This is a genomic window from Prevotella sp. LCP21S3_D2 (genome assembly GCF_052118345.1).
In the GTDB taxonomy this organism is placed as follows: domain Bacteria; phylum Bacteroidota; class Bacteroidia; order Bacteroidales; family Bacteroidaceae; genus Prevotella.
The window spans coordinates 46,664-67,190 of sequence record NZ_JBQKHJ010000014.1 but is presented as its reverse complement, the minus strand read 5'-3'; the positions used below and the strand labels follow the sequence as shown (position 1 = coordinate 67,190).

Below are 20,527 nucleotides of genomic sequence, written 5' to 3'. Positions count from 1 at the left end.
ATGTATATTGATAGGCTTACGCCCTTTGTTTCTCTTCATTTTTCCGCTCTTCTTGATTCTTTCCTCACTTCCTGATGAGCAGTACGATAATCTTGAGTGCCAGGTCGAAGAATACAATCTTAGGATTGGCATTCTGCCCGATGAACCGTTTGCTCTCCTCGAAGAGGTTGGATATGTCGATGATGTTCGCCTCGTTGATGAAGCGGGCGAAGTTCCTGGCGAAGTTTTCCTCTTCCTGCGTCATGTAGCTCAGTTCTGCCTGTCGGAAGTTGTACATGAAGCTTTCCCTGAGCATGTGCATGAAGTAATCGAGCATTCTCTTCTGCTTCTCTCTTCCGAAGGTGGAAACCACTTCGCTCCATTTCTTCAGGTCGTGAATATTTCTCATGTAGGCGAGTCGCATCAGCATGATAAACATGTCGAGATGCTGTCTTTTCTCATTGCCGGCATTGAGTTCTTCCAGTGCTGCATTCCAGTTGCCGTTGGCGATGCGGGCTATCCGGTGTGCCATGTCGGGTTCCAAAGCCCTGCGTTCTATCAATGCCTGCTCGATGTCTTCTGTAGCAATCTTCTTGAAATCGATGCGCTGGGTTCGGCTTCTGATAGTTTCCAGAAGAAGTTCAGGCTGTTCGCTAACGAGCAGGAAGAGGGTTTGGCGAGGTGGTTCTTCCAGGAGTTTCAATATCTTGTTGGCACTCTGCTGGTTCATTCTTTCCGGCAGCCATATCAGGCTGATCTTGTAACCGCCCTGGCTCGACATCATGATGAGTTTCTTGGCAAGAGCATCACTTTCTTCGGCGGTGATGATGGCTTGCTTGTTTAAGTCGGCATCGCTTTTGCCCATCTTCTGCATCCATTCACCAATCAGCACGTAAGGTCCATCCTTGAGCAGCATCTCGCGCCATTCCTTGATGAAATCATCGCTAACCGGAGTATGGTCGCTGCCCATATCGGACGTCTTGATGGTTGGGTAGGTGAAGTGAAGGTCGGGATGTTCCCATTTGTTGAGCATCGGAGAATCTCCAAGCAGATAGCTGGCGAAAGCCAGTGCCATCGCCAGTTTACCGCAACCTTCCGGTCCGCAAAACATCAAAGCATGGGGGATGCGGTTCTCCTGAACCATCTCCATCAGACGGTTCCATACTTCTTGCTGACCTATCACTTCCTTCTTTAACATTGAACTCTTTTTACTTTGAACTTTGAATTTTGAACATTGAACTTTATGATTAGTAGCCTAAAGTTTTTGCTCCAGGCACCTAACCTTTACCTTCCTGTAGCAGAATCCTCTACCCTAAAACAGAGTTTTGGTAATCTGCTTTACGCTTTCCACAGCCGAAACGGTGAAGAAATGTATATTGTTGTAGCCGTGCTCGAACAGGTCTTTCACCTGGGCGGTTGTCCATTCGATGCCGAGAGCTTTGGCGTCTTCATCCGTCTTGCACTTTAATACCTCCTGCGCCAAATCCTCAGGAATGTCGCAATGGAAGGTCTTTGGTACTACAGTGAGCTGGCTCAGCTTGGCAAATGGCTTCAGGGCAGGGATGATAGGAATGGTGATACCTATCTTCCGAGCCTTGTCTACAAAGTCATAGAATTTCTGGTTGTCGTAGAAGAGCTGGGTTACAGCGTATGCTGCGCCCAACTTCTGCTTCTCCAGCAAGTGCTGCATATCCATTTCCAGATTAGGAGCTTCTTCGTGCTTCTCCGGATAGCAAGCTACGCCGCAGCAGAATTTCTCGCCAGGATGCTTGATAGGAGTACCGTCGCAGAAGAAACCTTCGTTGAATTGGTTCACCTGCTTCAAGAGGTCGGTTGCATTCGCATGACCATTCAGGGTTGGGGTGAATACTCTATCATCCTTAGCCTTATCACCGCGAAGTACCAGAATATTGCTGATGCCCAGAAACTGGAGATCGAGCAGCTCGTACTCAATGTCTTCCTTGCTGACGCCACTGCAGATGACGTGCGGAATGACAGGAATATCGTACTTGTTCTGGATGGCAGCTGCAATGGCAACGGTACCCGGACGTCGGCGTACACGCTGGCGCGACAACAAACCGTTTTCCAATTCCTTGTAAACGTATTCGCTGTGATGTGTCGTAATGTTGATAAACCTAGGGGCATAATCCTTCAAGCTGTCGATGGTGCGGAACAAGGCTGCTGTTCCGTTACCCTTGAGTGGAGGCAGAACTTCGAAAGAAAAGCCTCGCTTATTGCCCTCATTTTGTAGAAAACCTGCTATATTCATATGACGTAATCTCTGTTGAAATTATAATTTGGTTGCAAATTTACAAAAAAAATAGGGGAAAAGTGCACTTTATACGTAATATTTTAAGAGAAGAGGCGTTAATATATAGAATATTTTCGCTGAACTACAAAAACAAAACAGATTCAAACCTAAAAAATAATGGAACAAAAACAAACGGGCTCTAAAGCCTATCTTATCTCAATTGTGATGGTCGCAGTATTAGGCGGCTTGCTTTTCGGTTACGATACCGCAGTGATATCAGGTGCCGAAAAGGGCTTACAAGCATTCTTCATGGGTGCAAGTGATTTCGTATATACAGATTTCTGGCATGGATTTACCAGTTCCAGTGCTTTGATAGGCTGTATCATAGGTTCGGCACTTTCCGGAGTGCTTGCTTCTAGCTGGGGACGTAAACGCTCGCTGATCTTTGCGGGTGTGATGTTCTTCATCTCTGCATGGGGTTCTATGTGTCCTGAAAGTTTAGTCTTGCCAAAGGGAGAACCAAATCTAACCTTGCTTATCGTCTTCAATCTTTATCGTGTTATTGGTGGTATTGGTGTAGGCTTGGCTTCTGCTGTTTGTCCTATGTATATTGGTGAGATTGCCCCAAGTAATATCCGTGGTATGTTGGTTAGCTGGAACCAGTTTGCCATCATCTTTGGTCAGCTGGTGGTTTATTTCGTCAACTTCTTTATCCTTGGCGATCATATAGCTCCTGCTATTCAGAGTGTGGGTAATGGTATGAATGAGATTCTCAATGGTGGCGAAGCTGCTTGGGCTATCGAGACTGGTTGGAGATACATGTTTGGTTCAGAGATGATTCCTGCAGGTTTGTTCGCCTTGTTTATCTGCTTTGTTCCTGAGACTCCACGTTATCTTGCTATGGTAGGTCAGGATGCGAAGGCAGAGCGTATTCTTGCCCGTATTAATGGTGCTGCAGAGGCAAAGAAGATTCTGGATGAAATCAAGAATACGGTAACCGAGACGACAGAAAAGCTGATGACTTACGGTTTTCTCTGTATTTTCGTAGGTGTGATGCTTTCTGTATTCCAGCAGGCTGTAGGTATCAATGCGGTGCTTTACTATGCACCACGTATTTATGAGGCAATGGGATTTGACAATCCTATGGTGCTTACCGTATTCAATGGTATTGTGAACCTCAGTTTCACTTGTGTTGCTATCTTTACTGTAGAGAAGTTGGGTCGCAAGCCTTTGCTCATTGCGGGCTCTCTGGGTATGGCTTTGGGTGCTATTGGTGTGGCAATAACCTTTGGAAATCCTAATATGCAGCTTTTCTGCATGGTTTCCATCATGGTTTATTCTGCATCGTTTATGTTCTCTTGGGGACCTATCTGCTGGGTACTTATTGCCGAGGTGTTCCCTAATACCATCCGTGGTGCAGCTGTAGCTATCGCTGTAGCTTTCCAGTGGATTTTCAACTGGATTGTTTCTACATCGTTCGTACCACTTGCCAATAGCATGGGTTATTGGTTCACATACGGTTTGTATGGCGTTATCTGTATCCTTGCTGCTGTCTTTGTATGGAAGTTGGTTCCTGAGACAAAGGGTAAGACTTTGGAGGATATGACCAAGCTTTGGAAGAAAGATTAATTGATAGTGGTATATTAATAAAAAAGTAGGCGCGATAGTCAATCCCGACTGTCGCGCCTTTTATTTAGTTTTCATACTGAGTGATTTCAGAACATATATTTGTAAGTTGTTTTATAAGAGAGTATTAACTATATTCTTTTTTACTTTTGATTCTTGTTTCTAATCTTATTTTTATTTCTTGAATGCATTGCGGCAAGCGAATTGTACATAGCTGTTGCCGGATACAGAGTTCTTGAGATAAGATGTCTGTGCTCCGTCAACCCAAAGCTGGGCAAGATAGAACTGGAATCCTAACTGTCTTGGCTCGTTCAGTGTGCAGTAGCCATAATACATCTGGTTAGGCGCAAAGGCAAACTGTACCTTGTGGCTCTTGTTGTCCGTACCGTAAGTCAGGTTCAGCTCGATTACGCTAGGACATGCCAGGAAGTAAGCCATAGCTGATGTACTGTTTGGTGCAACCTGATACTTGCATGTAATGGTTCTTGGCGCTTCCTTTGCGAGAGCTTCAGCCAGATTTTTGTTAGAGATGTGCTCTGCGAGCTGAGCGATAGGGAAGTTGGTCATAGTGATTGTACTGTCACCGTACATGCTTACTCTGCAAGATACTGCAACAGAGTCAATCTGCTTGTTTACATTGGCTTCATTCTTCTTCTCAAAGAGAAGCATCATGTTGTTGTATGAACCTACAGCCATTGCTGTCTGAAAAGACTTCTGCTGTTCGAGAGTCAATGGTGTGTAGCTGTCGCCATCAGTGTTACAGGAAGTGAAAGAGAATGCAGCAACGAAAGCTGCCAAAACAGTGAGTAATGTAAATTTCTTCATTTTGTTTTCTAATTTATTTTGCTATAATATTGTTTATTATCAGTATTTCCGTATAATAAAACGAGACTTTACATGAATCTTGCATCTGTATTTGTTAAGAAATATTAAAAGGCTCTGTTTTTTATTCTTTTTATTCCTTCTGATGTGCAATGGTTGTCTTGCAGGATATCCCAGCTTAGTCTGGGCGTCTCAGTTAAATGTATACGAAAAAAGGACTTGCCATAACGGAAAGTCCTTTTTCTGAGATCTGTGACTCGCATGGGGCTCGAACCCATGACCCCAACATTAAAAGTGTTGTGCTCTACCAGCTGAGCTAGCGAGTCAATCTCCAACCTTTGGTTTCAAAAGCGAGTGCAAAGGTACGACATATTTTTCAAATAACCAAATATTTAGTCGTTTTTTTGCTGTTTTTCTTCATTTTCGCTCTCTGGGATAGCTTTTTCAGCCAATTTTCCACTCATTTTGAGGGAATGAGCTATCTCTTCCGCATTTTGCTGAATCTCATCAGGCGGAGTGTCTGGAGTTTGGTATTGCGGCTTTTCTCTCGTCACATACCGCTGCCAATAAGCTATGAGCAGGGTGGTGAGAGGTAGTGCGATAATCAGACCGATGAAGCCCAGCAGGGCACCCCAGATGGAAAGACTTAATAGCAGAATTGCTGGGTTCAAGCCCATCGCCTTGCCCATAATCTTTGGTGTAACCACCATATCCGTAATCACCTGAACCACGCAGAATACCAGGAAGGCAAGTCCGAAGACCATCCAGAAGTTTTGACCGGTATCTGCCGCCTTGAGCATGGCAAGGAAGGCAGTAGGGATGAGGGCGAAGGTATGAAGGTAAGGTACCAGGTCCATGATACCTATAAGAATGCCCAGACCGATAGCCATCGGGAAGCCGATGATGGTAAAGCCAATACAGAACATGATACCCATGCAGAGGGCCACCATTCCCTGGCCGCGGATGTAGTTGTTGAGCTCTCGTTCTACATCTTTCATCAGCTCTTGCCAGAAAGGGCGGTTCTTCTTAGGGAAGATGCGAACCCAGTTGGCGGTTAATGTCTCATAGTCGAGCAGGATAAAGAACATATATAATAAGGTAATCATGGATGCCACGATGCTGATGATGATGTTTGCCGTTTGTCCTACAACGGAGAACAGCTTGGGCATCGTTGTCTTGAGGGCATCGCTGAAGTCCTTGCTCTTCAGGAAATGTTCTATCTGTGCCTGATTTTCCTGCAGCCACTCCTTGATCATCGCCGTCAGGTTGTTGGTGTGGGTGGTTTGGTGCAGCCAGCGGGTCAAGACTTCCCCTAGTTTGTCAAACTGGTCGATCATCGGTGGAATGATGAGCCACAGTACGCCACCGATGACTGCGATGGCAGCTCCCATTGCCAGTATGATGGACAGGGCACGAACCTTGATGTGGAGTTTGTTCTCGATAAACTTCACGACCGGATAGAGCAGGTAGGCAAAAAACCATGCTATGACGAATGGTAAAAGTACCTCGCTCAAGTAATTGGTGATATATAACACCGCAAAGACGATGAGCGTAACGCCTGCCCATCGTATAAACTTATCGAATGTAATCTCCTTTGGCATATTACTTTGAATTTTGAACTTTGAGCTTTATGATCAGCAAAGGCTTTTGAATTCTTCACTCTTCACTTTTCACTCCTCCTTGTGGAGGGCTTTCTGATAGCAGTCGCGGCAGAGCGGCTCGTATTCATCCTTTTCACCCAAAAGCACCCGCTTTTCGTTATGCACCAGTCGATGGCTCACGTAAGCCAGGGCTCCGCATTTCACGCAGATTGCATGAACCTTGGTCACTTCGTCTGCAATGGCGCAGAGGGCAGGGATTGGTCCGAAGGGAACGCCCTTGAAGTCCATGTCGAGACCGGCAACGATCACACGGACGCCACGGTTGGCAAGCTGGTTGCATACATCTACCAGGCCATTGTCTAGGAACTGGGCTTCATCAATACCGACCACGTCGATATCAGAGGCCAAAAGGAGTATAGATCCTGAGGACTCGATAGGAGTAGATCGGATAGAGTTCAGATCATGGCTCACTACGTCTTCCTCGGAGTAACGAGTGTCAAGCGCCGGTTTGAAGATTTCTACCTTCTGCTTGGCGAACTTCGCACGCTTCATTCTTCGAATCAATTCCTCTGTTTTTCCAGAGAACATTGATCCGCACACCACTTCAATTCTTCCGGGGCGATGTGCCTCCCCAATTAGATTTTCTGTCATTTCGGGGACAAAATTACTAATAAGGTTTTAAAAAATGCAAAGAAAACGCATTTTTTTTTGCTTAGAAAGATTAATTAACTACATTTGTACCCTATATGGGCATATTGTATATCGTACCTACTCCTGTTGGTAACATGGAGGACATGACAATGCGAGCTATCAGGGTCTTGAAAGAAGCTGATTTGGTACTCGCTGAGGACACTCGGACATCGAGTGTCCTACTGAAGCATTTCGATATTCGAAATCGATTAGTTGCGCATCACAAGTTTAATGAGCATGGCACTTCGGCTTCCATCGTTGAGCGGTTGAAGGCTGGTGAGACCATCGCTCTTATCAGTGATGCAGGAACACCAGGCATCAGCGATCCGGGTTTCTATCTGGCTCGCGAGGCGGCAAAGGCGGGCATCACCGTTCAGACCCTTCCGGGACCTACGGCTTGCATTCCAGCCATCGTGTCGTCGGGATTGCCTTGTGATAGATTCTGCTTCGAGGGTTTCATTCCTCAGAAAAAGGGCAGACAAACCTATTTGGAATCTCTCAAGGACGAAGTGCGGACCATGATATTCTATGAGTCGCCTTATCGTGTGGTGAAAACCTTGCAGCAGTTTGCCGAGAATTTCGGTGCAGACAGGCAGGTGAGTTGTTGTCGGGAAATCTCCAAGATACACGAGGAGAGCGTAAGAGGAACCCTCGCTGAGGTCATCGCCCATTTTGAGGAGGTGGAGCCTAGAGGTGAGTTCGTCATCGTGCTGGCTGGTAAGGATCCTAAACAATTAAAAGAGGAATTGAAGGAAAAAAAGCGTGAAGAACGTAGAAAAAACATGAATCAGTAAATAAATTCGTGTTTAAATATAATAAATGCGGGTTTATCACGTAATAATAATGAAGCGACAGCGTAATTACTATGTATGGAAGGCGTATACACGCATTCTTTCATGTAGTATAAATACGAATTATTAAATCATATTAAGGAGACAGATTATGAAAAAGCTTTTTTTAGTAGCATGCGTAGCAGCATTTTGTTTGACTGGTTGTAACAACGGCAAGAATGATTCTGCTGCTCAAAACACTGCTCAGGCAGATTCTCTTAATGGCATTATTGCACAGAAAGACAGTGAAATTAACGATTTGCTGGGTACCTTGAACGAAATCGAGGAAGGTTTCCAGCAGATTAGTGAGGCTGAGCATCGCGTTAGTCTTGCTAAGGATGGCGAGGGTGTCAACAAGAAGCAGAAGCTCAAGGAAGACATCCAGTTCATTGCTGACCGTATGAAGCAGAACCGTGAACTCATTGCCAAGCTCCAGAAGCAGCTTGCCAACGGTACCTTGAAGGGTGCTCAGCTGCAGAAGACCATCGAGGGCTTGCAGAAGCAGTTGGAGGAGAAGGATGCACAGCTCCAGACTCTGCGTGAGGAACTTGACAAGAAAGATATTCATATTGCTGCACTCGATGAGACTGTAAATAACCTCAATACCAAGACCAACCGTCTTACTGCTGAGAGCAATCAGAAGACTGAGACTATCAATGCTCAGGATAAGCAGATCCATACCGCATGGTATGTATTCGGTACCAAGAAGGAGCTGAAGGAGCAGAGTATCATTCAGGACGGTAAGGTCATGACTGGCAACTTCAACAAGAATTACTTCACCAAGGTGGATATCCGCAACCTCTCAGAGATTAAGTTGTACTCTAAGTCAGCTAAGTTGCTTACTATCCACCCATCAAGCAGCTATTCTCTGGTTCGTGATGCCAACAAGCAGTATACTCTCCACATCACCAACTCACAGCTCTTCTGGAGCACCAGCAAGTACCTGGTTGTTTTGGTTAAGTAATCAGTAGAAATAAGGTAATCATCCGGAGATTGAATTATCATCCGGATTTTACAATCAAGTGATAAGCCGGGAAGAGATAGAGAAAAAGATTCCTATCTCTTTCTGGCGAAGAATTCCTGCATGAGTGCCCGGCACTCATCTTCCAGTACGCCCGATGTAACTGTAGTCTTAGGATGCAGTGCATCGGGCGCATATTTTGTATACCCCCTCTTCTCATCTCCTGCTCCGTATACTACCCGGCTTATTTGTGCCCATCCCAATGCTCCGGCGCACATGACGCAAGGTTCTACGGTGACATAGAGCGTGCAGTCCTTCAGATATTTCCCGCCCAGCATGTTGGCGCCCGATGTGATGGCCTGCATTTCGGCATGGGCTGTGACATCGGTCAGCATCTCGGTAAGATTGTGGGCACGGGATATAATCCGGTCCTTGCATACGATGATGGCGCCCACCGGAATTTCGTCTTCATCAAATGCCGCTTGTGCCTCTATCAGGGCACGGCGCATGTAGGCTTCGTCTTTTTTCTTGATATCTTCCATTGTTTTTAGTGCAAAATTACATAAAAAAGTTTGAAGTGTGAACTATTTTTATTATTTTTGCAAGGTAAAAGTATCTTTTGATGCAAAATAAAGGAAATAGACTATGGCAGAGCATAATGAATTAGGTGCATGGGGAGAAGACGAGGCGGCTCTTTACCTTGAAGGCGAAGGCTATGTTATCATCGACCGGGACTGGAAGATAGGTAAGAGAGACCTGGATATCCTGGCTCTTTCGCCAGATGGAAAGACCTTGGTGGTGGTAGAGGTGAAGACCCGTTCCGGTGATGATTACCAGCGGCCGGAGGAAGCCGTTGATGGCAGAAAGATGCGCAATCTGGCGATAGCTGCCAATGCTTATGTCAAGGAGCATCAGGTGGAGAAGGAACTGCGCTTCGATATCATCTCTGTGGTAGGTGTAGGCCATCAGGTGAAGTGCCTCGAACATCTCAAGGATGCCTTCAATCCGATGCTGATACTGTAATCATGTCATGAGGGGTGTACCTATGTATATAAGTACGGTCTATACATTATCTATATTAGGAAAAAGATAAAATGGAAAAGAAGATAATAAGATTGAAGGAAGTGGATTCTACCAATCACTTCCTGAAGGAATTAAGTTCATACGATGAGACTGCACTCACCATTGCCGTGGCTGATTTCCAGACAGCCGGCAGGGGACAGGGCACGCATACCTGGGAGAGCGAGGAGGGCAAGAACCTCCTGTTCAGTATGTTGGCTTGCCCTGTGTGGGTGCCGGTTCGTCAGCAGTTCCTGCTTTCCGAGGTGGGAGCCCTTGCCATCAAGGATGCTCTGGATTCCTATGCTGACGGGTTTACGCTGAAATGGCCTAACGATGTGTATTGGAACGACAGGAAAATCAGTGGTACGCTGATAGAGACGTCTATCGATTCCAGGGGCATCAAGCGCTGCATCTTCGGCATCGGCATCAATATCAATCAGATGGAGTTCAGGAGCGACGCGCCTAACCCTGTATCTCTGGCTCAGATCCTGGGGCATGAGGTGGATAGGGAAGAGGTGCTGCAGAAGGTGATTGAGGCTTTCTGCAGATACTACGAACCCCTGCGCCGTGCCGACTATATGGATGTGTCGGGCATCTACCATCTTTCGCTCTACCGTCGCAAGGGCTATCATTGGTATGAGGACAAGGATGGCAAGTTCGAGGGAGCCTTCGTTGAGGTTGAGGACGATGGTCATCTTATCCTTCACGACAAGAAGGGAGTGATCCGTTCGTATGCATTCGGCGAAATCAAGTTTCTGATAAATTCTTAATCCCTGAAGTAAACATTAAACAATAAACATTTAACAAAATATTTATGGCAAAGTTTAAAAGAATTCTTTTGAAGTTGAGCGGTGAGAGCCTGATGGGCAAACAGAGCTTCGGTATCGACCCTGAGCGCTTGAGTGATTATGCTAAGCAGATCAAGGAAGTTCACGAGATGGGTGTGCAGATTGGCATCGTTATCGGCGGTGGCAATATCTTCCGTGGATTGAGTGGCAGCCAGAAGGGATTCGACCGTGTGAAGGGCGACCAGATGGGCATGTGTGCTACAGTTATCAATTCTCTTGCTTTGAGTAGTGCGCTCGGAGCTTTGGGCGTCAAGAATAAGGTGCTCACAGCCATCCGCATGGAACCAATCGGTGAGTTCTATACCAAGTGGAAGGCTATCGAGGCAATGGAGGATGGCTATATCTGCATCTTCTCTGCCGGTACAGGCAGTCCTTACTTCACTACTGATACCGGCTCTTCTCTCCGTGGTATCGAGATTGAGGCTGATGTCATGTTGAAGGGTACCCGTGTGGACGGTATCTATACTGCCGACCCGGAGAAGGATCCTACCGCAACCAAGTTTAGCGACATTACATACGATGAGATTTATACAAAGGGCTTGAAGGTTATGGACCTGACAGCTACTACCATGTGTAAGGAGAACAACCTTCCTATCTACGTATTCAATATGGATGTTGTAGGTAACCTGAAGAAGGTGATGGACGGTGAGGAGATTGGTACACTTGTGCACAATTAATCTGCCAGTCCCGGCAAACGATAAAAGGCTTACTTCCTTGTCTGGGGAGTAAGCCTTTTGTTTTATCTGATTAAATCCTTTATTTCTTTCTCATGAATAGGATGGCAGAGAGGAGAACATACATCAGGATGATGATCCACCAGCCCTGCAGGAATCCTCTTGCGCCCTCGTCTGCTACCGAGAGGGCAAGAATTGCCACGGCAAAGCCTGAGAAACCATATTTCACCTCATTGCCCTTGAACGACCACTGCTTGAATTTCAGGGCAAACAATGGCATCTCGCATACCAGCAGGTAGCTGGTGATGAGGATGAGAGCCAGGACGAGATATACCGACCAGCTCAGGTTTGTAAGCCAGGCAGGATTGAATACTACCAGCGACCCCCAGAACAGGGCGTTGGCTGGAGTAGGAATCCCGATGAAAGAGGTGGTCTGGCGCTCATCAAGATTGAACTTTGCCAGTCGCAATGCCGAGAAGGCTGCGATGATGAAGGCTGCATAAGGCAGCCATGGGCGCATCGGCTCCAGAAACTCAGGGTATTCCATCACCTGTAGATGAGAGAATACGATGGTGGCAGGCGCCACGCCGAAGGTTACGTCGTCAGCCAGCGAATCCAGCTCCTTGCCGATAGGTGATGAAACGTGCAGCAGGCGTGCGCTCATACCGTCGAAGAAGTCGAAGGTGGCTCCAATGATTATCCACAACAAAGCCATCTCTGGATTTCCACCGAAGGCAAACGATGTAGCAATGCAGCCTGATATCAGGTTGCAGCATGTTATCGTGTTAGGGATATGTTTCTTCATGCTCATTTATTATTTCAATTTTGCAATGATGGTTTGGTCACCCGTGGTAGACTGTCCCATCTTCACACATACTTCTGTTCCGAGAGGCAAGTAAACATCCACACGTGAACCTAGTTTGATAAAGCCAAGGTGCTCGTCGATATAGCACTCTTCGCCTTCCTTTGCATAAGTTACGATACGGCGCGCTACGGCACCGGCAATCTGACGGCACAATACATCTACGCCCTCAGGGGTAGTGATCATGACGTCTGCATGCTCGTTTTCCTCGCTTGCCTTAGGCAGCCAAGCCTTGTGGTAGTTGCCATCCACATGCTTTACGAATTTCACCTTTCCGTCTACCGGGAACCAGTTGGCATGTACGTTCCAAAGGCTCATGAAGATGGAAATCATCAATCGCTTGTCATTAAAATATGGCGCATTATCTACTTCTTCTATTACCACAATCTTGCCATCGGCAGGAGCTACGACGAGCTTCTCTGTATCCTCTACGTTCAGGTAGCGGATAGGGCAGCGATAGAAATTGAGCACGATGCAGTAAACCACACCGAAGACAACCAAGAAAATCCAGAATGGAATTTTGGTGTCAAAAGCTCCCCATAATATCGCCGCAATGGCTACTAACGCTATCGCTCCGCCCACCAGCTGATCAGTGCCTTCGCGATGCAGTCTTATCTTTTTCAGTTTCTTTATTTTTTGTCCCATAAGGTAGGATTAAGTTTTTATTGGTGCAAAGGTACTGTATTTTTGTCGTTTTAGCAAATTTTTTGGGCGTTTCTTTTATGTTTTTCAATTTTTTCTCTTTTTTCTTTTGGAATATCAACTTTTAGCCGTAACTTTGGACTCAAATTTTGAAATTTAGAACGTATAATGGAAGATTTTGTTCATTTACATGTGCATACGCAGTATTCCATCCTCGACGGTCAGTCTAAGATTCCGCATCTCGTTGACAAGGCCATCAAGGACGGCATGAAGGGTATGGCTGTTACCGACCATGGTGTGATGTTCGGTATTAAGGAACTCACGGATTATTGCGCCAAGGTGAACAAGGATCGCAAGAAAGAGGGACTGGAGCCCTTCAAGCCTATCATTGGCTGTGAGATGTACGTGGCCCGCCGAAGAAAGGAAGACCGTGAGAAGGACAAGGGCGATATGAGTGGTTACCACCTCATCGTGCTTGCCAAAAACTATAATGGATACAAGAACCTCATCCAGCTGGTCAGTAATGCCTGGGTGGATGGATACTATATGCGTCCGCGAACCGACCGTGCCGACCTGGAGAAATACCACGAGGATCTGATAGTCTGTTCGGCATGTATTGCCGGTGAGGTTCCGTCTAAGATATTGCATGGCGACATCGAGGGAGCCCGCGAGGCTTGCGAGTGGTATCATAATCTCTTTGGCGACGACTACTATCTGGAGCTTCAGCGCCACGAGGTGAAGGAACCGCTTCCTTTCCTGGCCAACCGCGAGGCTTTCCAGCTGCAGCAGAAGGCCAACAAGGTGCTTATAGAGATGGCTAGGGAATACGGCATCAAGCTCGTATGCACCAACGACTGCCACTTCGAGGACAAGGAGACGGCTGAGGCCCACGACCACCTGCTCTGTATAGCTACCGGCAAGGACCTGGACGATCCTAACCGTATGCGATATTCCAAGCAGGAGTGGTTCAAGACCCGTCAGGAGATGAATGATGTCTTCTCGGATATTCCCGAGGCACTGTCTAACACGCTGGAGGTGCTTGACAAGGTGGAAATCTATAGCATCGACCACGGACCAATCATGCCTTTCTTCCCCATTCCGGAGAGTTTCGGTACCGAGGAGCAACTGCGCCAGAAGGTATCAGAGGAAGACCTCTACAAGGAATTCACCAGCGATGAGAACGGCGAGAATCAGCTGCCGCCGGAGGAAGGACAGAAGGTGATCGACCGTCTGGGCGGCTACGACAAGATATACCGCATCAAGTTTGAGGCCGAGTATCTGCGCCATCTTGCCTACGAGGGAGCCAGGCAGCTCTATGGAGATCCGCTGCCGGCGAACGTGGACGAGCATGTGAACTTCGAGCTCCACGTGATGAAGACCATGGGTTTCCCTGGCTACTTCCTCATCGTGAGCGACTTCATCAGGGCGGCTCGCGAGGAGCTGGGCGTGATGGTGGGTCCGGGCCGTGGTTCTGCGGCTGGTTCCGTGGTGGCCTATTGCCTGGGCATTACCAAGATTGACCCTTTGAAGTACGACCTCCTGTTTGAGCGTTTCCTGAACCCTGACCGTGTCAACCTGCCTGATATCGATACCGACTTTGATGATGATGGACGAGGCAAGGTCTTGCGCTGGGTAATGGATAAGTACGGTCATGAGAACTGTGCCCACATTATTACATACGGTTCGATGGCAACGAAGAACTCCATCAAGGACGTGGCCCGAGTAGAGAAGCTGCCGCTCGACAAGGCGAATGCGCTCTGCAAGGCGATTCCAGACCGACTGCCTGACGGCGCGAAGATGAATCTTCCCAATGCCATCAAGTATACGCCGGAGCTGAGAGAGGCAGAATACTCCACCGACCCCCGCGAGAGCAATACCATCAAATATGCCAAGATGCTGGAGGGCACCATCCGTGGCACGGGTATCCATGCCTGCGGATTCATCATCTGCCGAGACCCTATCAGCAACTGGGTGCCTGTATCTACTGCCGATGACCCTGATTTTCCGGGACTGAAGACGGCAGTAACCCAATACGACGGTCACGTCATCGAGACCACCGGACTCATCAAGATGGACTTCCTGGGCTTGAAGACCCTCTCCGAGATGAAGGAGGCATGCAAGGTCATCAAGCAGACCACGGGCGACGTGGTAGACCTCGATGCCATCCCTATCGATGATGAGCTGACCTATCAGCTCTACCAGCGCGGACAGACCATCGGAACCTTCCAGTTTGAGTCGCCTGGCATGCAGAAGTATCTCCGCGAGCTGAAGCCTACGGTGTTTGAGGACCTCATCGCCATGAATGCCCTCTACCGTCCGGGTCCTATGGACTATATCCCTGACTTCATCGCCCGCAAAAACGGTAAGCAGGCGATTACCTACGATATCCCGTGCATGGAGAAGTATCTGAAGGATACCTACGGCATCACGGTCTATCAGGAGCAGGTGATGCTCCTTTCCCGTCAGCTTGCCAGCTTCACCCGAGGTGAGTCTGATGCCCTCCGTAAGGCGATGGGTAAGAAGAAGAAGGCAATCGTAGATGCAATGAAGCCTAAATTCATCAAGCAGGGACAGGAGAACGGACACGATCCGAAGGTGTTGGAGAAGATATGGAGCGACTGGGAGAAGTTTGCTTCCTACGCCTTCAACAAGTCGCATGCCACCTGCTATTCGTGGGTAGCCTATCAGACGGCTTATCTCAAGGCTCACTATCCTGCCGAATACATGGCAGCGCTGATGACCCGCCGCTTTGCCCAGATTACCGAAATCACCAAGCTGATGGAGGAGTGCCAGTCGATGGATATCAAGACGCTGGGACCTGACGTGAACGAGAGTTACCGTGCCTTCGGTGTGAACGAACATGGCGAAATCCGATTCGGTCTTTCTGCTATCAAGGGTATGGGAGCTCCGGCTGCCGATGCCATCGTGGCAGAAAGGGAGAAGAACGGTCCCTATAAGACCATCTTCGATTTTGCAGAACGTGTAGACTTCTCCTGCGTTAACCGCAAGGCTTTCGAGACCCTGGCGCTGAGTGGCGGTTTCGACAGCTTCGGCATCCGCCGTGAGCAGTTCTTCGGCAAGAACAGCAAGGGTGAGACCTTCCTCGATACCTTGGTGCGCTATGGCCAGCTCTATCAGCGCGAGCAGCAGGAGGCGGCTACATCGCTCTTCGGAGGAACCGAAGCAGTAGAGATAGCCACTCCGCCTATTCCTGAGGTGGAAGGCTGGAGCACCATCGAGCGACTGAACAGGGAGCGCGAGCTGGTGGGCATCTATCTCTCGGCTCATCCGCTGGATGATTATGAGATTATCCTCAAGAACCTCTGCAATACCCATTGTGCGGAGCTGGGCGACAAGGTTGCGCTTGCCAAGAAGGAAGACATCGTCTTCGGCGGCATCATCACCGAGGTGAAATCCAAGTTTACCAAGACCGGAAAGCCTTGTGGATTCGTTACCCTCGAAGACTTTGAGGGGTCGGGCGAACTGGCACTTTTCGGTGAGGACTGGGGCACCTGGCGAGGCGTCATGGTGGAGGGAAGTACCATCTTTGTTACGGCAAAGTGCGTAGCCCGCTATGGCAACAGCAACTATCTCGACTTCAAGATCAGTACGGTGGAATATCTGCAGACCGTGAAGGAGAACAGATTGGAGAAGTTTACGATTTCCATCGACAGCTCTATCGTTGATGATACGCTGGTGAACGACCTCAAGACGCTGGTTGAGAACGATGAGGGCCATGCGCAGCTCTTCATACAGATTCATGACTCTGAGACCAACACCAACTTTACGATGCGTGCACAGGACAGGGCGATAGGAGTGAGCCGGGAACTGATTCAGTTCGTGAACGACAACCCGAAGATGTCTTATCAGATTAACTAGTTAATATACTCAGATAATATTAATCATAAATAAAATAAAAAGTACAGAAAATGGAAGTAACAATTACAACAGAGAATTTCGAGAGTTACAAGAATGGCGAGTTGCCATTGGTAGTAGATTTGTGGGCTACATGGTGTGGTCCTTGCCGTCAGATTGCTCCTATCGTGTCAGAATTGGCTGAGGAGTTTGATGGTAAAATCGTTGTTGGCAAGTGTGATGTAGAGGAGAATGACGACATCGCTATGGAGTTTGGTGTTCGCAACATCCCTACTATCCTCTTCTTCAAGGGTGGTCAGCTGGTAGACAAGTTCGTAGGTGCTACATCAAAGGCAACCCTGACTGAGAAGTTCCAGGCTCTCTTGTAAAATCCTGAAAGCAAAATGGTTAAAGGCATCTGGCTGGAGATTTTCCGTCTCTGGTCAGGTGCTTTTTTGTTGGCAGAAGGTGACGAGTGACTTTGTCACTTTTTGCATGCCCGCTGGGTAGTGTTACGAGGGGGCTGTAGCTGCACGGCGAGGGGCGGGCAACTGCATCACGAGGGGTATGAAAATACGTCCCGACGCAGACCGTGCTACGTCGGGACGTACTGAGAACTGCGTCGGGACGTAGTAAAGTCTGCGTCGGGACGTATTTTTCTTACCATTCTACGCTTCTGCTGCCATCCTCCTCGGCGGTGATAGTCACCTTGGTGCAGTCTTCTGGCAGGAGGTCTTCTATCAGCTCCGGCCACTCCAGGAAGCAGAGGTTTCCGCTGTAGAAATAGTCCTCATAGCCCATATCGTATACCTCGTCCAGCTTCTTGATGCGATAGAAATCGAAGTGATAGACAGGGTCGCCATTACCAGCGGTATATTCGTTGACGATGGCAAAGGTAGGAGAGGTGATGACGTCATCTACTCCCAACTCTTCGCAGATAGCTTTGACAAATGTTGTTTTTCCGGCACCCATCTTGCCATAGAAGGCAAAGACCTTGCCGTCGCCCATGTTATCCAGAAATTCTCTGGCAGCTACATGGATGTTGTCTAATGAATCAATCTTAATCTTCATATATTTACTTTGAACTTTGAATTTTGAACATTGAACTTTATGATTAGCTAAGGCTGCTGGAGTCTTTGCTTATCTCTTTCTCGGTGTCAGCGTGATGAGTGGAATGAGCATTTCCTCCATCGAGATGCCACCATGCTGGAAGGTGTCCTTGTAGTAAGACACATAATAATTATAGTTGTTCGGATAGGCGAAGAAGGCATCCCCGTAGGCGAAGACATACGCAGTGCTCAGATTAGGAGCAGGCAGCTGTGCCTTGTGGGGCTCCTTGATGGTGAATACTTCCTTGGCATTATACGCCAGGTTCTTGCCCAGCTTGTAGCGCAGGTTGGTGTTCGTATTGCGGTCGCCTACAATCTTGATGGGCTTCGATGCGCGGATACTGCCATGGTCGGTGGTGATGATTACCTTGAAATCGCTCTGGGCAAGCCGCTTGAACAGCTCTGCCAGTACCGAGTGGCGCAGCCAGCTCCGGGTGATGCTGCGGTAGGCTGATTCCGTATTCGCCAGCTCCCTTACCATCTTGGATTCGGTTCGTGCATGCGAGAGCATGTCGATGAAGTTGATGACGAGCACATTCAGGTCGTTGCCCTTGCATTCATTGTAATGCTCCAGGAACTTGTCGGCTCCAGCCGAATCGTTCACCTTGTGATAGCTGAAGCTGTAGTGCTTGCGATATCTGTCCAGCTGCGTCTGGATGAGCGGCTTCTCGTTGAGGTTCTTGCCTTCCTCTTCGTCTTCGTCCACCCACAGTTCCGGAAACATTTCGGCTATCTTGTTGGGCATCAGTCCGCTGAAGATGGCATTCCGGGCATACTGGGTGGCTGTGGGCAGGATGCTCATATACATGTCTTCCTCGATGTCGTACATGTCGCCGATGTCTTTCGCCAGCATCTTCCACTGGTCGTAGCGGAAGTTGTCTATCACGATGAGGAACACCTTTTCGTCCTTGTCGAGCATCGGGAAGAGCTTGGTCTTGAAGATGTCCGGACTCATCACGGGTCTGCCTTCCACCACCTTGCCCAGATTCTTCGGGTCTACCCAGTCCATATAGTTCCTGGCGATGTATTTGGCAAAGCCGATGTTCGCCTCCTCCTTCTGCATGGAGAGCATCTCGGTCATCGAACTGTCGGTATCGCTCAGTTCCAGCTCCCATTTCACCAGCCGGCGGTATACTTCCATCCAGTCTTGAAAGTTGCGGCAGTCCATCATCTGCATGGCTATCTGCTGGTAGTCCTGCTGGTATCCGCTCTGCGTTACCTCCGTCACGATGTCCTTCCGGTGTATATTCTTCTTGAGCGACAGGAGAATCTGGTTCGGGTTTACGGGCTTGATGAGATAGTCGGCTATCTTGGAACCGATAGCCTGGTCCATGATGTTTTCTTCTTCACTTTTTGTACACATCACAACGGGTGTGGCTGGCTGGATGTCCTTGATATGCTGCAAGGTCTCCAGTCCGCTCAGTCCCGGCATCATCTCGTCGAGGAGGATGAGGTCGAAGGTCTGCTGCCTGCATTGGTCGATGGCATCGGCCCCGTTGCTCACCGTCACCACCTCGTATCCTTTCTTTTCCAGAAAGATGATATGGGCTTTGAGAAGCTCTATCTCGTCGTCTACCCAAAGTAATAATCCGTTGCTCATAAATGTATCTTTTTTTAAGATGCTAAAGTACAAAGAATTCTTGAATGGAGAACGATTCTTGCTATTAAAGTATGTTAATAGGGCTGAAAGTGTTGTATTCTTGGGTTAGGATATAATATAAAGACCGGGAATCCGTTATTATTATTTAGTAATGAATAAACGAAAAATAAACGAAGAAAGAAGAAAACAATGCTCAAGATTGTAATGATTATGTTGTGCGGAATAGGTACGGGATATCTGCTTCGCAACAGGAAAATGAGTTTTATTGGCCGGGTTATCACGGCGCTGATATGGGTGCTGCTGTTCCTGCTCGGTATCGAGGTGGGGGCTAACCCGCATATCGTCAATGGTCTGCAGACTCTGGGTCTTGAGGCCATCGTGCTGACGATAGCCGGAAGTCTGGGTAGTGCAATCTTTGCCTGGGCATTGTGGAGATACGTCTGCAGAAAGGAGGCTGGGAAATGAAAGGTAGTCTGATTATCGTGGGTTTCTTCGTGCTGGGCATCATCGTGGGCTTGTGTGATGTGATTCCGTCCAGCTTCCCGGCGAGCGACGTGAGCTATTATGCGCTCTGCTGCCTGATGTTCTGCGTAGGTATCAGCATCGGTTGCGATACCTCTATATTGAAGAGTTTCAGAAAGGTGAATCCCCGGCTGATGATGCTGCCGGTGATGACCATTCTGGGAACTTTTGCCGGATGTGCTGCTGCCTCCCTGGTATTGGGGCATCGCCAGCTCAGCGACTGTCTTGCCATCGGTTCGGGCTTCGGATACTACTCGCTGTCGAGTATCTTCATCACCCAGTATCGTGGTGCAGAACTGGGTACCATCGCCCTTCTAGCCAACATCTGCCGCGAGATTCTCACCCTGCTGTGTGCTCCGCTGCTGGCTAGGTATTTCGGCAAACTGGCACCTATCAGCGTAGGTGGCGCCACCACGATGGATACCACGTTGCCCATCATCACCCGCAGTTCGGGCGAGAGCTTCATCGTCGTTTCCATCTTCCATGGTTTCTGTGTGGATTTCTCCGTACCGTTCCTGGTGACATTCTTCTGTTCTCTGTAAACGAAACTTGCCCATAGCGCTGTGCATTGGTTATGCATCAGGCGCTATGGG

The 20,527-nt window shown here is 48.2% G+C and carries 19 protein-coding genes, 1 tRNA gene and 1 pseudogene; 10 read left to right on the top strand and 11 right to left on the bottom strand.

Annotated features, from left to right (window positions below; all coding sequences use genetic code 11):
• Positions 1-64: 64 nt before the first annotated feature.
• Positions 65-1,204, bottom strand: a pseudogene (locus ACTQ16_RS10235) (DNA polymerase III subunit); the annotation flags it as partial.
• Positions 1,205-1,291: 87 nt separating this feature from the next.
• Positions 1,292-2,248 carry a methylenetetrahydrofolate reductase gene (locus ACTQ16_RS10230; protein WP_295346759.1) on the bottom strand — a complete coding sequence of 319 codons (957 nt, stop codon included), beginning with the start codon at positions 2,246-2,248 and terminating at the stop codon, positions 1,292-1,294.
• 159 nt (positions 2,249-2,407) lie between these two features.
• Between ACTQ16_RS10230 and xylE the strand changes: the two genes are divergently transcribed.
• Entirely contained in the window at positions 2,408-3,859 is a 1,452-nt protein-coding gene (gene xylE / locus ACTQ16_RS10225; RefSeq protein WP_294967894.1) for a D-xylose transporter XylE, read from the top strand.
• 171 nt (positions 3,860-4,030) lie between these two features.
• Here xylE and ACTQ16_RS10220 read toward each other — a convergent pair whose 3' ends face one another.
• The 4 genes from ACTQ16_RS10220 to ACTQ16_RS10205 form a co-directional block, all read right to left on the bottom strand.
• Positions 4,031-4,681 carry a DUF4840 domain-containing protein gene (locus ACTQ16_RS10220; RefSeq protein ID WP_441937307.1) on the bottom strand — a complete coding sequence of 217 codons (651 nt, stop codon included), beginning with the start codon at positions 4,679-4,681 and terminating at the stop codon, positions 4,031-4,033.
• Between the two features lie 250 nt (positions 4,682-4,931).
• Positions 4,932-5,004 (bottom strand) — tRNA-Lys (locus ACTQ16_RS10215).
• A gap of 66 nt (positions 5,005-5,070) precedes the next feature.
• Positions 5,071-6,279 (bottom strand): AI-2E family transporter, encoded by a 1,209-nt coding sequence (locus ACTQ16_RS10210; protein ID WP_294967890.1) that lies wholly within the window; start codon positions 6,277-6,279, stop codon positions 5,071-5,073.
• Positions 6,280-6,348: 69 nt separating this feature from the next.
• A complete protein-coding gene (locus ACTQ16_RS10205) occupies positions 6,349-6,930 on the bottom strand; it encodes a thymidine kinase (RefSeq protein ID WP_153124531.1) in 582 nt (193 codons plus the stop codon).
• A gap of 95 nt (positions 6,931-7,025) precedes the next feature.
• Here ACTQ16_RS10205 and rsmI point away from each other — a divergent pair, with 95 nt between their 5' ends.
• A complete protein-coding gene (gene rsmI, locus ACTQ16_RS10200) occupies positions 7,026-7,763 on the top strand; it encodes a 16S rRNA (cytidine(1402)-2'-O)-methyltransferase (protein ID WP_441937305.1) in 738 nt (245 codons plus the stop codon).
• Between the two features lie 148 nt (positions 7,764-7,911).
• Positions 7,912-8,763 carry a hypothetical protein gene (locus ACTQ16_RS10195; protein WP_294967889.1) on the top strand — a complete coding sequence of 284 codons (852 nt, stop codon included), beginning with the start codon at positions 7,912-7,914 and terminating at the stop codon, positions 8,761-8,763.
• 92 nt (positions 8,764-8,855) lie between these two features.
• On the opposite strand, the gene ACTQ16_RS10190 is transcribed toward ACTQ16_RS10195, so the two are convergent.
• Positions 8,856-9,302 (bottom strand): nucleoside deaminase, encoded by a 447-nt coding sequence (locus ACTQ16_RS10190; RefSeq protein WP_153124525.1) that lies wholly within the window; start codon positions 9,300-9,302, stop codon positions 8,856-8,858.
• Between the two features lie 103 nt (positions 9,303-9,405).
• Between ACTQ16_RS10190 and ACTQ16_RS10185 the strand changes: the two genes are divergently transcribed.
• The 3 genes from ACTQ16_RS10185 (at position 9,406) to pyrH (ending at position 11,347) form a co-directional block, all read left to right on the top strand.
• A complete protein-coding gene (locus tag ACTQ16_RS10185; protein WP_295346761.1) occupies positions 9,406-9,783 on the top strand; it encodes a YraN family protein in 378 nt (125 codons plus the stop codon).
• 71 nt (positions 9,784-9,854) lie between these two features.
• A complete protein-coding gene (locus tag ACTQ16_RS10180) occupies positions 9,855-10,592 on the top strand; it encodes a biotin--[acetyl-CoA-carboxylase] ligase (protein WP_441937303.1) in 738 nt (245 codons plus the stop codon).
• Between the two features lie 44 nt (positions 10,593-10,636).
• Positions 10,637-11,347: a UMP kinase gene (pyrH, locus tag ACTQ16_RS10175; protein WP_153124519.1), complete on the top strand. Its 711-nt coding sequence runs from the start codon at positions 10,637-10,639 to the stop codon at positions 11,345-11,347.
• Positions 11,348-11,426: 79 nt separating this feature from the next.
• Here pyrH and pssA read toward each other — a convergent pair whose 3' ends face one another.
• Entirely contained in the window at positions 11,427-12,155 is a 729-nt protein-coding gene (pssA, locus tag ACTQ16_RS10170; RefSeq protein ID WP_295346763.1) for a CDP-diacylglycerol--serine O-phosphatidyltransferase, read from the bottom strand.
• Between the two features lie 3 nt (positions 12,156-12,158).
• Entirely contained in the window at positions 12,159-12,851 is a 693-nt protein-coding gene (locus ACTQ16_RS10165) for a phosphatidylserine decarboxylase family protein (RefSeq protein WP_153124515.1), read from the bottom strand.
• Between the two features lie 165 nt (positions 12,852-13,016).
• Between ACTQ16_RS10165 and dnaE the strand changes: the two genes are divergently transcribed.
• The gene (dnaE, locus tag ACTQ16_RS10160) at positions 13,017-16,727 is read left to right on the top strand and encodes a DNA polymerase III subunit alpha (protein WP_295346764.1); all 3,711 of its coding nucleotides are present in this window, start codon (positions 13,017-13,019) and stop codon (positions 16,725-16,727) included.
• A 50-nt stretch (positions 16,728-16,777) separates the two neighbouring features.
• Positions 16,778-17,092, top strand: coding sequence for a thioredoxin (gene trxA / locus ACTQ16_RS10155; RefSeq protein WP_294967877.1), 315 nt, complete (start codon positions 16,778-16,780; stop codon positions 17,090-17,092).
• A gap of 271 nt (positions 17,093-17,363) precedes the next feature.
• Here the strand turns inward: trxA and tsaE are convergent, their stop codons facing one another.
• Positions 17,364-17,774, bottom strand: coding sequence for a tRNA (adenosine(37)-N6)-threonylcarbamoyltransferase complex ATPase subunit type 1 TsaE (gene tsaE / locus ACTQ16_RS10150; protein WP_293629680.1), 411 nt, complete (start codon positions 17,772-17,774; stop codon positions 17,364-17,366).
• Between the two features lie 69 nt (positions 17,775-17,843).
• The gene (locus tag ACTQ16_RS10145; protein WP_218417755.1) at positions 17,844-19,412 is read right to left on the bottom strand and encodes a PglZ domain-containing protein; all 1,569 of its coding nucleotides are present in this window, start codon (positions 19,410-19,412) and stop codon (positions 17,844-17,846) included.
• A gap of 189 nt (positions 19,413-19,601) precedes the next feature.
• Between ACTQ16_RS10145 and ACTQ16_RS10140 the strand changes: the two genes are divergently transcribed.
• Both ACTQ16_RS10140 and ACTQ16_RS10135 read left to right on the top strand, forming a co-directional pair.
• A complete protein-coding gene (locus ACTQ16_RS10140) occupies positions 19,602-19,877 on the top strand; it encodes a LysO family transporter (protein ID WP_217760773.1) in 276 nt (91 codons plus the stop codon).
• Positions 19,874-20,476, top strand: a complete 603-nt coding sequence (locus ACTQ16_RS10135; protein WP_294967874.1) for a lysine exporter LysO family protein — start codon at positions 19,874-19,876, stop codon at positions 20,474-20,476. The genes ACTQ16_RS10140 and ACTQ16_RS10135 overlap by 4 nt, the downstream gene beginning before the upstream one ends.
• Positions 20,477-20,527: the final 51 nt, after the last annotated feature.

What these genes read in the sequence shown, in the direction of transcription:
- ACTQ16_RS10230 (WP_295346759.1), bottom strand. Translation starts at nt 2,248, where the DNA reads ATGAATATAGCAGGTTTTCTACAAAATGAGGGCAATAAGCGAGGCTTT.
- xylE (WP_294967894.1), top strand. Translation starts at nt 2,408, where the DNA reads ATGGAACAAAAACAAACGGGCTCTAAAGCCTATCTTATCTCAATTGTG.
- ACTQ16_RS10220 (WP_441937307.1), bottom strand. Translation starts at nt 4,681, where the DNA reads ATGAAGAAATTTACATTACTCACTGTTTTGGCAGCTTTCGTTGCTGCA.
- ACTQ16_RS10210 (WP_294967890.1), bottom strand. Translation starts at nt 6,279, where the DNA reads ATGCCAAAGGAGATTACATTCGATAAGTTTATACGATGGGCAGGCGTT.
- ACTQ16_RS10205 (WP_153124531.1), bottom strand. Translation starts at nt 6,930, where the DNA reads ATGACAGAAAATCTAATTGGGGAGGCACATCGCCCCGGAAGAATTGAA.
- rsmI (WP_441937305.1), top strand. Translation starts at nt 7,026, where the DNA reads ATGGGCATATTGTATATCGTACCTACTCCTGTTGGTAACATGGAGGAC.
- ACTQ16_RS10195 (WP_294967889.1), top strand. Translation starts at nt 7,912, where the DNA reads ATGAAAAAGCTTTTTTTAGTAGCATGCGTAGCAGCATTTTGTTTGACT.
- ACTQ16_RS10190 (WP_153124525.1), bottom strand. Translation starts at nt 9,302, where the DNA reads ATGGAAGATATCAAGAAAAAAGACGAAGCCTACATGCGCCGTGCCCTG.
- ACTQ16_RS10185 (WP_295346761.1), top strand. Translation starts at nt 9,406, where the DNA reads ATGGCAGAGCATAATGAATTAGGTGCATGGGGAGAAGACGAGGCGGCT.
- ACTQ16_RS10180 (WP_441937303.1), top strand. Translation starts at nt 9,855, where the DNA reads ATGGAAAAGAAGATAATAAGATTGAAGGAAGTGGATTCTACCAATCAC.
- pyrH (WP_153124519.1), top strand. Translation starts at nt 10,637, where the DNA reads ATGGCAAAGTTTAAAAGAATTCTTTTGAAGTTGAGCGGTGAGAGCCTG.
- pssA (WP_295346763.1), bottom strand. Translation starts at nt 12,155, where the DNA reads ATGAGCATGAAGAAACATATCCCTAACACGATAACATGCTGCAACCTG.
- ACTQ16_RS10165 (WP_153124515.1), bottom strand. Translation starts at nt 12,851, where the DNA reads ATGGGACAAAAAATAAAGAAACTGAAAAAGATAAGACTGCATCGCGAA.
- dnaE (WP_295346764.1), top strand. Translation starts at nt 13,017, where the DNA reads ATGGAAGATTTTGTTCATTTACATGTGCATACGCAGTATTCCATCCTC.
- trxA (WP_294967877.1), top strand. Translation starts at nt 16,778, where the DNA reads ATGGAAGTAACAATTACAACAGAGAATTTCGAGAGTTACAAGAATGGC.
- tsaE (WP_293629680.1), bottom strand. Translation starts at nt 17,774, where the DNA reads ATGAAGATTAAGATTGATTCATTAGACAACATCCATGTAGCTGCCAGA.
- ACTQ16_RS10145 (WP_218417755.1), bottom strand. Translation starts at nt 19,412, where the DNA reads ATGAGCAACGGATTATTACTTTGGGTAGACGACGAGATAGAGCTTCTC.
- ACTQ16_RS10140 (WP_217760773.1), top strand. Translation starts at nt 19,602, where the DNA reads ATGCTCAAGATTGTAATGATTATGTTGTGCGGAATAGGTACGGGATAT.
- ACTQ16_RS10135 (WP_294967874.1), top strand. Translation starts at nt 19,874, where the DNA reads ATGAAAGGTAGTCTGATTATCGTGGGTTTCTTCGTGCTGGGCATCATC.